Here is a 12,400-nt window from a genome sequence, read left to right as displayed (position 1 = left end):
GTTGGTGAATCTGAATGAGCGAAAAATTCTGGTTAGTGGTACAATATCCATTGAAAAGTGCCAAAGGCAGTCAACGTGATCACTGGTTAAGAGATAAAGTAATGGAATATTTGGAGAAATCTCTAGCAGATGCTAACTTAGGCTATGTTGATGGCTCAGATATGGGGAAATGCATGTCCGACTCGAAAAAGTATGCTCTAAATATATTTTGTGTTGTTACGGAAGAAGAACGGAGTATTGCCCTGGTGAAACGAATTTTAAAAGATAGCAGGCTTGATTATACTCGTATAAAAATCGCTACAATGCCCTATGGAAAAGAAGAAACATACACTCTGAAATATACATATAAGAAGGGCGTTACTAATTTTTCACTATAGGATGAGACACCGACACTCCCTGTATGGCATGGCCAATGAATAATTTATACTTGAATATACATACATATTTTTTTGCAATACAATTTCTTTCCTCACTGATAAGCTTGAGACACACCAAAGGATGAGAGGAAGCGATAACGATGCAGGACATCAACAACGTTGTTTATCGCGTGCTATCTCCTGTTGATATCACATACCTACGCCATTTTCCTCACACAAATTATCGTTGTTTTATATTTTATCGTATACATTATCGACTTAGCTGATATTTTTCCGAAATCATTGGGTATGTCGGTTCATGAGAATGATCATCGGCTTATTCAAGTCCAAATGCTTCAACATCTTGATGAGAACTTTTCATAATTGTAGAAACTAGATTATTTACTCAAAGATGAACAAGGCTTCAGTACGTGCAATCAGAGTACTATTAATTACGTCTCAAATGACGTGATTTTCTAATTGTCGCGTTCAAATAAATCGGCAGATGAAAATAGGCACTATACCGATTTAAACCCTTTCATAATGAGATCCCAATGATGGTCTGAGCCTCTCCAATTCTTGCCTGGTGGAATTTTGACAGAAGAAACGCGCTGCAATCCCCAATCGTCATAAATGACGCCTTTTCCCCACTGATTATGGAAATTAACTATGAGTATCCTGAAATCTTTGTGCGAAATGCCATATAAAGCTTGTTCCAGGAGCCGCGCCTCAGAGCTTGAGGTTTCTGTACGAACGAAACAAACAGGGCCGGTTTTTATTGTTTTCAAAAATCTGGATACCCTACGATCCATTGTCTCTTTAAACTTGGGGTACAGCTGGTTGGGATTATAAGGAACGGGGAAATCATGATACGAATCTACATGGTATTCCGTATCACGTAAAACATAATGATTATCGACTATGTTTATAAGACGCAATTTGTCTAATTCCATAAATCCATTGAACCTTGTCTTGAGAAGATGTGAAATTTTCGAGGAAGGATAGGAAATGAACCAATCAAGTGGGCCACTAAATTTACGGAGTTTTAGTCTTCTTAATTGATGCGCAGTCTGGCACGTTGCTCCAAGGCTGATAAATGCATGGTAAGTTCCTCTGTTTTGATTCCAATCCAAAGACCGTCACCTCAAATTCATATAATTGGACGGGTACAAGGCATTTTCCCTATTCTATTCCTATTGTATGGGTATCTAGAAATTTAGCCTGTTCAAATGCCTAGATGAACATTTTTCGCTATGCCCAAAAAAGGCGAACATCCAATGAAAAAATCAAAAGGGTTGGAAAAGACAGGGGATAGGAATTAGGGATGAACGGCTGCAGAAAAAACTAAACAGCCTTAGCCCGATGGAGTACGAGCTAAGGCTGCTTAATCATTGTATTCTAATGTCTACTGGCGGGTTCAGTTCAGATCCGGTGGCTCTTTTTCAATTTTATTATTTAGCCTTTTTTAGCTGTTTTAAATTGACTACGTATTTCTTGGTACGTATCTGGAGCCGTGTTCTGTAGACTAAAATGCATGTAAACTTTATTTTCGGTAATCAGCGCAATCATTTCTTTATCGTCTGCCGATTGAATGAGTACTAATGATCCTTTTGTGTCTCCGTCATCATAATCAGCAGATTCTACAACCTTCGGATCCTTCAGCTGCTCGTCCTCCGGGAGCGCTCTCTTAGCACCAACACGGAATTTACCTTGCACATCAGGGTGTATACTCTCATCAACAAACTTCGTTTTGGCCTCTTTCGTTCCATTGTGGTAGTTTGTGACATAGGATAATGCCAGCTTCTCATCCGCAGATCGATCCTTCGAATCCGCAGCATTATTACTTGAGCATCCAGATAATATAATCACTGCGGCTAATAAAATAGATAGAAATTTTGTGATGTTCTTCATGTTTTCCCCCTTGAAATATAATACTATTCGTTAGTCTATCAGGTATAGGGGGTATTTGGTAGTAAAATCCAGGTCGTTTTCATTAAATTAAGTATCAATTTGTAAAAAATGATAGAAATAATAGATTTAGTATTCCTACAGGAAGCGATGGATTTGCTTCGAAGGAAAACAACAGCAGACGAGACGAGCACGGCATCGATTTCAACCACTAAGGACAATAACCTTCAAATCTCAGTACTACATATTAATATGGGGTTAATTAATGAAACAAGATAAAATTCACTTAAAACGCTCCACTGCATCCATAAAACGCCCATCCATTAGTCGAACGATGTGGTTCACGATCACCTCACAGGGTGTTTTCATCCCATCCTCAATCCAATCCAGCAGCGTTCCTGCAAAGGCATGACTGTAAAATTGAACGATGAACGTCCTGTCTTTTTCTGAAATCACACGGGAATCCGAAACTTCATTGATGACATTGCTCAGGAGTTCAAACAAAACCTGATTTAAAAACATTTCCAAATGCTCTTTTCCAAGAGAACGACATGTGTTCATGCAAAGCGCCTTGTTGCTCTCCACAAATTCTAAAATGATTAATAGCCCCTGCTGCCAAGTCGCATAGGATTTGTTATTCTGGATAGCACCTAGTGCCTCCGTTTTATATATCCATCCGAGCAGGTCATAAATATCCTGAAAATGATAGTAAAAGGTTTGGCGATTCAACTTGCAGGCTTCCACTAAGTCTTTAACCGTTATTTTATCTAAAGTCTTGGTGCCCAGCATATCCTTCAATGCATCAGCTAATGCATGCTTGGTGTACGGATGAATTGGAAACCTCTCCTTAGGATGCAATGTTTCTTATTATTCTACCATAACCGATGGATTTTTTAGACATATGGCTCCTGAAGTTTAAATTTTAGACACAGGGCTTTACCTGTCTATTTTTATTGCATTCATACTCTTATAAAGTGGAGGTGTCAGGACCACTAAAGGAGGTTATAAGGATGTATTATAGCAATGGTAACTATGAAGCTTTTGCCCGTCCAAAGAAACCACTCGGTGTTGATCAAAAATCCGCCTATCTGATTGGCTCTGGTCTTGCATCACTGTCCGCAGCCGCATTCCTTATACGGGATGGTCAGATGAAGGGGGAAAACATTCATATTCTTGAAGAACTCGATATTGCTGGAGGTGGATTAGACGGCATCTACGATGACGGTCGGGGGTTCATTATCCGCGGTGGCCGGGAAATGGAGAACCACTTCGAATGCCTGTGGGATCTATTCCGCTCTATTCCTTCACTTGAAACAGAGGGTGCATCGGTCTTAGATGAATTTTACTGGCTAAACAAAGAGGATCCGAACTTCTCCTTGCAGCGTGCTATTCTCAATCGTGGTGAGGATGCACATACCGATGGCAAATTCACACTTACTCAAACCGCTTCGATGGAAATTATTAAGTTGTTCTTTACTCCAGAAGAAGCGCTTGAAGATATGAAAATTACAGATGTCTTCTCGGAAGATTTCTTTAACTCGAATTTCTGGCTTTACTGGCAGACGATGTTTGCATTTGAGCCTTGGCATAGCGCGATGGAAATGCGTAGATATATCGCTAGATTCATTCATCATATCGGGGGATTGCCAGATTTCTCAGCGTTGAAATTTACAAAATACAATCAGTACGAGTCTCTTGCACTGCCGCTAATGAAGTATTTGCAAGGCCATGGCGTCACCTTCCAATATGCAACGACCGTAACGAATGTTGAGTTTGATATTACGGAGAACAAGAAAGTTGCTAAAAAGCTGGTCTATGTTCAACACGGACAAGAAAAATACTTTGACCTGACTGAAAATGATCTGGTATTCATCACGAATGGCAGCAATACCGAGAGCTCCACTTTAGGCGACAACAACACTCCTGCCATTATGAATACCTCCCTCGGGGGAAGCTGGGAGCTTTGGAAGAAGATTGCGGAGCAGGATCCTGCCTTCGGCCGTCCAGACAAATTTTGTGGCAACATTGCGGAAAGCAACTGGGAGTCTGCTACGGTTACAACGTTGGATGACCGAATCCCTCCTTACATCGAGAAAATTTGCAAGCGGGATCCATTCAGTGGCAAGGTCGTTACCGGCGGTATCGTGACAGTAAAAGATTCAAAATGGCTGATGAGCTTTACCTTGAACCGACAGCCTCACTTCAAATCGCAGCCAAAAGATCAGCTCGTCGTATGGGTTTACAGCTTGTATTGCGACGTGCCAGGTGACTACATCAAGAAACCGATGAAGGACTGCACGGGTATCGAGATCACGGAAGAATGGCTCTACCACATGGGCGTACCTGAAGCAGAGATTCACGATCTTGCCGTAAACTCCGCAAACTGTGTGCCTTGCATGATGCCTTATGTTACCTCTTACTTCATGCCAAGAGCTGCGGGAGACCGTCCGAATGTAGTTCCTGATGGTTGTATCAACGCTGCCTTTATCGGTAACTTTGCCGAAACACCGCGAGACACGGTATTCACCACGGAGTATTCGGTGCGTACCGCCATGGAAGCTGTATACACGCTTCTTGACATTGATCGCGGCGTGCCAGAAGTATTTGGATCCGCTTATGATGTCCGTGTGTTGTTGGATTCCACAGCGAAAATGATGGACGGCAAGAAGCTAATCGATATGGAACTGCCTCCAGCAATCCAATTAGCAGCAGTGACGGGTGTGCAAAAAGTTTCTCACACCAGAATCATGCAGCTGCTTAAAGAGTATAAGTTGATTTAAACATAGACGAAACGAGGAGTTCTGCCACTGGCAAGACTCCTCGTTTTTATGTCCTACGAACATAGCTGATAGTTAGATTAGCTCCCGATTGTTGTCGTTCTCCGTATAGATGGATATTAGAACGATGGCAGTTTCATCACCGATGTTTTTCACCAAATGGGGTGTACATGCGTTCCAACTGAAGGAATCACCTTTTTCAAATTCGGCCGCGTCTTCTCCCTGCTCCGCGTAGATTCTTCCCTCAATGACAACATGAACCTCCTCACCTTCATGCGCATGTGGAGCAATCCCTGTCGAAGCCCCTGGAGGAAACTCTACGACCATCATCCTTACGTTCTTCGTAGAGCTTAAGTGCTGCACTGTTAACTTATCAGAACCGCTTGTCGTAATGCTTCGCTCATCTTTACGAACAATATTCATCCGATCTTCTTTCTTTAATAGCAAGTAAGCTAAAGGTACTTTTAGTGCTTTTGCGATGTTTTCTAGAGTTGATATGGAAGGGGAAGTCTTATTCGTTTCCACTTGACTCATGAATCCTTGTGATAGACCAGTTTCTTCGCAGATCTGAGCAATAGTTATATTTTTTCGTTTTCGGATAGCACGTATTGTGGAGCCAATATCCATAGGACTGCACCTCTTTAATATTAGTGATAACAAATATAATTGTATATTAGCAATTTTTTTGTTGACACGCTACTTGCTTTTGATTAGTATTACTAATATGAATTTTATTTCTTTATGACTAATATTATTTTGAGGGTGATTTGTGTGACGAAGACAGCTGCTGTAACAATTATTATGCGTGTAGTGCTAGGAATCATATTTATGTTTCATGGTATCGCGAAATTTCAAATGGGCATGACTAATGTTGAGGCATGGTTCAGTTCCATTGGTATCCCTGGATTTGCGGCTTATATCGTGGCGCTGCTTGAGCTTGTGGGCGGTGTTATGCTGATAGCGGGATTGTTTACCCGTTATGTAGCGGCGTTATTCGTAGTAATGCTTATTGGTGCAATACTGACTGCAAAACTCTCCGCCGGACTTCTTGGCAATGCTCAAATGGCTGGCTATGAGTTGGATCTTGGATTTATGATGGTTTCTTTATACCTTGCAGTGGCCGACCGGTCGCCATTCTCGCTTGACCACATTATTATGGCAGGAAAAGCGTCTCAAAAAGGGTGGTTCAAATGACTCCGTTTTACCAATATGACGTTCACCTGCCTGCCAATGTAGTACCGAATAAGAAATACCCGGTTATTTTTACGCTGCACGGTAAAGGTTCTAATGAAGGAAATATGTTTGGCTTGGTAGCACCTATAAGTGATGATTTCATTGTCATTGGGATTCGCGGTAATCTACCGCTTGGTGCAGGATATCAATATTACGAACTGAAAAGTTTGGGCAATCCCATTCGAGAGATGTTTGATGAGGCGATAAAACAGCTCGAAGCTTTCATTCAATATGCGATGGATAAGTATCCAATCGATCCGGGCAAATGTTACTTGCTCGGCTTCAGTCAAGGCGCCATTTTATCCATGACGCTTGCACTTACAATGGGGGATCAACTAAAGGGAATTGTTGCGTTGAATGGATACATTCCTGACTTTGTAAAGACGGAATATTCACTTCGAAGTCTGAATAATGTATCGGTATTTGTCTCGCACGGTGAGTATGATTCCGTATTCCCAGTCAGAATCGTGCATGAAACGGCGACATATTTAAAGGAACACACGCAACGAATCACATTAAAGATATACCCGACCGACCATGGCGTTTCGGAAGAAAATCAACGTGATGTTCTGGATTGGCTTAGGCGGGATGCTGGTTTAACCATTAACAGGGAATAAAAGTTGTTTCGTTCACAATAAAACATAAACATTGGTTAAAAGAGGAGTTGTGTTAATGCCTGCTGTTAAGGAGTTTGATCCGAAAGTCATTTCTCTTCTACAAGAGAGAATTAAAATGATCAACACGGAAAACGGTGCCATTTATCTAGTCGGACCAATAAATCTTCCGATTAATTTGCAGGGGGAGACCGTTCAGTTTAAATGGTATTGCTGGTTGAATTGCAGCGAGGTAACGGAAGATTTTGAGCATATTGTTGCCAAATTATCAAATGTGAATTTAGCTGAATTTCAACAATCGAGTGTGCTGGTGCACGGAGACTTCGAGAATGCAGATCATGCTTTAATCCGGTTCCATTCCATTTGCCACACGGGGGATATTTTCGGCAGCAAACGCTGTGATTGCGGATATCAGCTAGAGCAGTCATTGGTGCATATTGCCGAACATGGAACTGGCGCGCTGTTTTATCTTGCCAACCACGAAGGCAGAGGGATCGGGCTTTTCAGTAAAGCGCTGGCTTATATCCTTCAGCAAAATGGTTACGATACCGTAGATGCCAATCTTAAACTTGGATTTGTTGACGATGCCCGTGACTATAGTGATGCGATACAAGTATTAAATGTCCTTCGGACCAAACCGGTTACACTGATAACCAATAACCCTAAAAAGATTGATGCGCTTCGAAACGCAGGCATGGCAGTGGAAGATCGGGTACAGCTTTGGGGGGATGTATCGGAATATAATGAAAAATACTTAAAAACCAAAATCGTGCGGTCGGGACATATAAACGAAGGGAATGGCTCCTGCAACAATGATGAATAACCATGAATTCTATATGCGGCTGGCCATACAGAATGCAAAGGCCATGAAGGGGCAGACTGATCCCAACCCGCTTGTAGGGTCTGTGATTGTCAACGAAAACCGCATCGTGGGCATCGGAGTTCATATGAAGGCAGGCGAACCCCATGCCGAAATCCATGCGATCCGCATGGCTGGAGAGCTTACGCGGGGAGCGACCATCTATGTGACGCTTGAGCCTTGTTCCCATTATGGCAGAACAGGGCCATGCGCAGTTGCTATTGTTGAAGCAGGCATTAAAAAAGTGGTGATCGCAGCACTTGACCCTAACCCGCTCGTTTCGGGGAGAGGGGTGGATATTCTCCGGGAGGCAGGAATCGAAGTCATCACGGGAGTATGTGAAGAAGAATCTTACCAAATGAATGAGGTTTTCAATAAATTCATTGTACAGCATATTCCGTTTGTGACTTTAAAAACAGCAATCACGATGGATGGGAAAATCAATAGCTACTCTTCCGATAGCAAATGGATTACTTCAGAAGCAGCTCGGGAAGATGTCCACGTTCTCCGTAATCAGAATGCCGCGATCCTAGTTGGCGTCAACACGGTGCTTACAGATGACCCCGAGCTTACAACAAGGCTGCCTAACGGTAGGAATCCGATACGCGTGGTTTTGGATTCCTCTTTACGGTTACCTTTGGGGGCTAAGGTAGTTACAGATGGAGAAGCTCCTACTTGGGTGTTTACAACAACTTCTCATGACGCCGAGAAGAGGGCGGCATTAGAAAAGGCAGGCGTTAAAGTCTTTGTTACGGAACAGACGGGCAGGGTCAATCCAACCGAAGTTATTCAGCTTTTGGGCAGGGAGATGATCTCTTCCGTTTTGATAGAAGGCGGTAGTGAAATCAATGCAGCCTTTTTTGAGAATAAACTCATCGACAAAGTCATTATTTACATGGCTCCAAAGTTGATAGGTGGTCGGAATGCATCGTCCTTTCTCGGCGGGACAGGGATCGAAAAGATGAGTGGCGCTGTAGAGCTTCACAATGTCAGTGTGCAGCCCTTAGGTAAAGATTTTAAATTTGTGGGTTACCCATATGCAAAAGCCCAGTACCGGTAAGGGACTGGGCCGCTATTTTCTTCTCTAAAAACATGTAAATGACACAATGCTTCTTAGATCGACTCCCGTATACATCCATCCAAAACCGGTCCACCTAAAACCTGCAACGGATCTACGTCCAACAAAGGTTGGGAAGAACCAGAACGAGTTCCCATTTCTCAACCACACATACGTGTTGCGGAATAAACAACCAGAAATAGCTCCAGGATCGATGGCGAACGCTGTAGCAGCGGGTTGTGGTGGTGCAAATTGTGGAGGAGGGGAGGATGGTGCCTGCTGTATTCCTTGTGGTCCTTGAGGCGATACAAATGCCATAAGATTTCACTCCTTAGATTAGGCTTGATCAGGCCTATATTAATGAAATGGCGAGTAAATTGAACAGCACTAGGGGCAAGACGAAATCATTTTGGAAACCAGGAACAAAACCGCGACTAGCCCCATGGCTTGGAAGTCGTAAGTATAAAATTCCTCTTTCACAGTGGATAAGTACCCCTTCAAAAACATCGCCATCCATCGTCTCCACTAGAACAAGTTTATTCATATGGTTGCGGCATATATTTCCTATGTGATCTTGAATGGATCTTACGTTATGCATAGTCGTTGGATCCATTCGATACAGTGTTTGTTCTTGTTGCCCCTGTTGTTGCAAGCTCATAGTCGTGACCTCCAATTTAGATTTGTTCATTTTCTCCATCGTATGCAGATGCCTATAGGGGAGTGACGATTTGTGGATGGGATTGATAACATTGGTCGATTTCAAACCCAAAGGTAGTCATCGTAGGATAAGCTTAGGCAGCAAGTCCAATGGAGAAGTCAATAGTCCCCTCGCCACCATGAAGTCAAACCAGAATTCAGAAGATGACAGAAGTAAATGGTGTAAAAATGAAATGGACATATGTCCATGTAATTAAAAAGGGGTTTGGTCTGTTTTAGCACACCCTTGATAAAGGGGAAGAGAAAATGAATGGCAGAATGATTGTTTTTCTATTAATCAGCTTCGTCTTAGATTCGCATCTCTCACGTATATAAAATAAGATCCACATAGAAAAACCCGACCTCTCAAGCGGCCGGGTTTTTCTATGTGTAAAGGAAAAAATTCTATTTTGCATTCTTATCTGGCTGATGAATCCCAAAAGTATTTCCCTCGGTGTCAATATAATACCCCTGCCATGCCATTCCGGGTAGTGCATGCTTCGGCAATGCGACTTTGCCTCCCAACTTTAGAATTTTTGTTTCAGTAGAATCGTAGTCTTCCACTCCCATTGTACATGCATAGCCATTCAAAGGCTGACCTGATTCAGGGGTAGTGCCTTTACGTTGCATCAAAGCCCCGTTAATGCCCAGTTCATTTGCATCCCCAGTCGTAGCTCCGAAATAGGGCATTCCAGCATAATCGCTCCAATCCTCAAATGTCCATCCAAATACCTCTCCATAAAACTTCTTAGCACGTTCCATGTCATCTACATGAATTTCAAAATGAACGATTCTGCCCATGATTACCTCCTACGTTTTGATTTTCTAAAATCCTATTATGCATGCTTTTTGATTCCCCTAGATCATTATTGTAATTACCCAAAAAAATAATACATTCCATAATAAAATCAGTTAGGGATTTACCTGTTTACAGGCGTATAAAGAAATGCTGGAGGATCTAAGATTGGCTTCTGTTCACTTTGTTATTAATAAAATATGTGTCGTAAGATTCCTTGAACGTGTATCCCAGCTTTTTTGCTAGCTCAACAGACTCAGCATTCGCCGCATCCCAACTCGGGTATTTCCCTCTATCCAGACAATCTAAAATCAGTACAGAGGCAACAGTTGCTGCAAGTCCCTTCCTTCTATGGTTAGGGTGACTCGCAATTTCGATCTCGATTCCGTCATCATAGATGCTAAATGATGTTGCCGCAGAAACAACCTGCCCTTTATGTAAAATAGCATACCCGATTCCTCTTTCCATAAAATCATCAATCGAATCAAACTGACTGACAAAGTCTTCTGAGAGCTCATGGAAGGAAGGGGCGTTAGCTATCTCTTTATCAATTTTTTTAATTTCATATTCTTCAGGTAATGCAGACAGTAGATTCTGTATGTGTGCTCTATCTAAATCCACAGAATCTTTTTTAAATCTGAATCGCTGAAATTTCTCATAGGATCCTTTGTAAACCGTTTCTATCCGCTTTTTCCACCCATCCGAATCAACAATTGCAAGCGTAAATTCAGGAAGATTGTGAAGTAATTCTTCAGATTCTTCTGCGCTGGGGTTCCCCGCATAAAACACAAAAATCCCCACAGTGATTTGAGCAACAGTTGGATTTTCAAGGTTGTCTACCCAAGCATCACCCATATGTCCTTGGAGATAGGAGAGAACAATCGTGCTATCCATATGTTCGAACATAGGTACCAATTTTTCTCTTACATTGTGATCTGCTTTATAAATCATTCAATTCCTTCTTTCTAATAATAGTTTCCTGTATTACCATATCATGCACCCAGAGATATTACTATATTAGGATTCCGGCCATGGCCAGTTAAGCAGCTGCAAAAATACGAAAAGGGGATATACAGGTCATTTCACATGACTTGTATATCCCCTTTGTATGAGAACTGTTCAACTTGTTATGTACAAATTAGAACAGCTTCTTGATCGAATCAAAAACGCCGCTGGCTTTATCTACGGTCAATTTCGCTTTTACACCCTCGATTAATGCATTGATCTGATCATTTGGCAGGTCAATCCCTATTACAGATTCGATCGCCGAGACAGGATCACTCATAAATTTAGATGAGAAGTCCGGATCGTTTTTGACTTTTGCAACGACTTCTTCAATTTTTGCTTTGATATCCATGTGCAATCCCTCCTTTGGATTTGTACTATTTTCATTCTTCGCTATTATACTAGAACTTATTCGTTAAGTAAAAAGCGGGGGAGTGTTTGGAAAAAGATATGGCGCCAACTTCGCTGCAATCACTTGGTGACCCCTGTTGTTCGGGTGTATCGGCAAAAATCCGCCCAGTGCATCTTCAATCTTTCCATGTTGAAATCCATAGATAAGCTCGGCCTGCTTCCCTTCAAACCACTTATGAGCGGGAGCTACCGTAACATCAAAATGACGGGAAATTTCACTGATTAGAAGATTTAATTTGCTTACCGCATCAACGGCAAGAGGACTTTTGGGAAATGGATTGTATTGGGTGCAGCAAACGATTCGAGCACAGCTTCCTGCTTGAATTTGAGTGAAAATGGAACTTAAATTCCGTTCATAGTTTGCAATCATATGTTTTACTTCCGGTGCTGTTTTAGATCTAAGCGCGGCTAGTGCCGTGTTCGCTAAGTCCACCCCGCCAATCCATACCGAAACGACAGAGGAATGACTGATTACAGGAGCCCCGCGCCAAATCAAAGCATCCAATAGATCATAGCTGTTCCAACCAGGCTGAGCCAGAACAAAGCCTTGGGCTCTGCATGATTTTGAATGTAACGCAGAGACGATCAATCGGGGATAAGACTGTGCTAGTGAAGAAGCATTTTCCCCAAATGTGATGGAGTCCCCAAGAGCCGTATAGATCATAATGATATCACCCGTTCCACTCTT

General features: G+C 42.2%; 16 protein-coding genes. 7 read left to right on the top strand and 9 right to left on the bottom strand.

Translation table 11 applies throughout. From position 1 onward, the window contains the following. Positions 1-14: 14 nt before the first annotated feature. Both PBN151_RS19125 and PBN151_RS32665 read left to right on the top strand, forming a co-directional pair. A complete protein-coding gene (locus PBN151_RS19125) occupies positions 15-377 on the top strand; it encodes a hypothetical protein (protein WP_072730286.1) in 363 nt (120 codons plus the stop codon). 159 nt (positions 378-536) lie between these two features. Continuing rightward, positions 537-740 (top strand): DUF8051 family protein, encoded by a 204-nt coding sequence (locus PBN151_RS32665; RefSeq protein WP_483311013.1) that lies wholly within the window; start codon positions 537-539, stop codon positions 738-740. 134 nt (positions 741-874) lie between these two features. On the opposite strand, the gene PBN151_RS19120 is transcribed toward PBN151_RS32665, so the two are convergent. From PBN151_RS19120 to PBN151_RS19110, 3 genes are all read right to left on the bottom strand, one after another. After that, on the bottom strand, positions 875-1,489 hold the full coding sequence (locus PBN151_RS19120; RefSeq protein ID WP_072730285.1) for a DUF1796 family putative cysteine peptidase: 615 nt from the start codon (positions 1,487-1,489) through the stop codon (positions 875-877). A gap of 322 nt (positions 1,490-1,811) precedes the next feature. Next, positions 1,812-2,267 (bottom strand): hypothetical protein, encoded by a 456-nt coding sequence (locus PBN151_RS19115; protein ID WP_072730284.1) that lies wholly within the window; start codon positions 2,265-2,267, stop codon positions 1,812-1,814. Positions 2,268-2,546: 279 nt separating this feature from the next. Continuing rightward, positions 2,547-3,122, bottom strand: a complete 576-nt coding sequence (locus tag PBN151_RS19110; RefSeq protein WP_083545222.1) for a TetR/AcrR family transcriptional regulator — start codon at positions 3,120-3,122, stop codon at positions 2,547-2,549. A 152-nt stretch (positions 3,123-3,274) separates the two neighbouring features. On the opposite strand from PBN151_RS19110, the gene PBN151_RS19105 reads away from it, so the two are divergent. Further along, complete coding sequence (locus PBN151_RS19105; protein ID WP_072730283.1) at positions 3,275-5,044, top strand: oleate hydratase; 1,770 nt, start codon at positions 3,275-3,277, stop codon at positions 5,042-5,044. 72 nt (positions 5,045-5,116) lie between these two features. On the opposite strand, the gene PBN151_RS19100 is transcribed toward PBN151_RS19105, so the two are convergent. Further along, positions 5,117-5,668: a helix-turn-helix domain-containing protein gene (locus PBN151_RS19100; RefSeq protein WP_072730282.1), complete on the bottom strand. Its 552-nt coding sequence runs from the start codon at positions 5,666-5,668 to the stop codon at positions 5,117-5,119. A 144-nt stretch (positions 5,669-5,812) separates the two neighbouring features. On the opposite strand from PBN151_RS19100, the gene PBN151_RS19095 reads away from it, so the two are divergent. The 4 genes from PBN151_RS19095 to ribD are packed head-to-tail and all read left to right on the top strand — an operon-like array spanning position 5,813 to position 8,807. Next, positions 5,813-6,235: a DoxX family protein gene (locus tag PBN151_RS19095; protein WP_370510436.1), complete on the top strand. Its 423-nt coding sequence runs from the start codon at positions 5,813-5,815 to the stop codon at positions 6,233-6,235. Next, complete coding sequence (locus PBN151_RS19090; RefSeq protein ID WP_072730280.1) at positions 6,232-6,891, top strand: alpha/beta hydrolase; 660 nt, start codon at positions 6,232-6,234, stop codon at positions 6,889-6,891. Before PBN151_RS19095 ends, PBN151_RS19090 begins: the two co-directional genes overlap by 4 nt. 55 nt (positions 6,892-6,946) lie before the next feature. Then, positions 6,947-7,711: a GTP cyclohydrolase II gene (locus tag PBN151_RS19085; protein ID WP_072730279.1), complete on the top strand. Its 765-nt coding sequence runs from the start codon at positions 6,947-6,949 to the stop codon at positions 7,709-7,711. Then, complete coding sequence (ribD, locus tag PBN151_RS19080) at positions 7,704-8,807, top strand: bifunctional diaminohydroxyphosphoribosylaminopyrimidine deaminase/5-amino-6-(5-phosphoribosylamino)uracil reductase RibD (RefSeq protein WP_072730334.1); 1,104 nt, start codon at positions 7,704-7,706, stop codon at positions 8,805-8,807. Before PBN151_RS19085 ends, ribD begins: the two co-directional genes overlap by 8 nt. A gap of 349 nt (positions 8,808-9,156) precedes the next feature. On the opposite strand, the gene PBN151_RS19070 is transcribed toward ribD, so the two are convergent. The 5 genes from PBN151_RS19070 to PBN151_RS19050 all read right to left on the bottom strand — a co-directional run bounded on the left by PBN151_RS19070 (position 9,157) and on the right by PBN151_RS19050 (position 12,376). Further along, positions 9,157-9,462, bottom strand: a complete 306-nt coding sequence (locus PBN151_RS19070) for a hypothetical protein (RefSeq protein WP_028533466.1) — start codon at positions 9,460-9,462, stop codon at positions 9,157-9,159. 443 nt (positions 9,463-9,905) lie between these two features. Further along, positions 9,906-10,301, bottom strand: coding sequence for a VOC family protein (locus PBN151_RS19065; RefSeq protein WP_072730277.1), 396 nt, complete (start codon positions 10,299-10,301; stop codon positions 9,906-9,908). A gap of 157 nt (positions 10,302-10,458) precedes the next feature. Then, a complete protein-coding gene (locus PBN151_RS19060; protein WP_072730276.1) occupies positions 10,459-11,247 on the bottom strand; it encodes a GNAT family N-acetyltransferase in 789 nt (262 codons plus the stop codon). 187 nt (positions 11,248-11,434) lie between these two features. Beyond that, positions 11,435-11,653 carry a hypothetical protein gene (locus PBN151_RS19055; RefSeq protein ID WP_028533469.1) on the bottom strand — a complete coding sequence of 73 codons (219 nt, stop codon included), beginning with the start codon at positions 11,651-11,653 and terminating at the stop codon, positions 11,435-11,437. Positions 11,654-11,716: 63 nt separating this feature from the next. Then, positions 11,717-12,376 (bottom strand): SGNH/GDSL hydrolase family protein, encoded by a 660-nt coding sequence (locus tag PBN151_RS19050; RefSeq protein WP_072730333.1) that lies wholly within the window; start codon positions 12,374-12,376, stop codon positions 11,717-11,719. Positions 12,377-12,400: the final 24 nt, after the last annotated feature.

It is taken from the genome of Paenibacillus sp. NAIST15-1, assembly GCF_001894745.1.
Classification (GTDB): Bacteria; Bacillota; Bacilli; order Paenibacillales; family Paenibacillaceae; genus Paenibacillus_B; species Paenibacillus_B suaedae.
The sequence above is the reverse complement of the archived record's forward strand: the minus strand, read 5'-3'. Positions and strand labels throughout refer to the sequence as shown.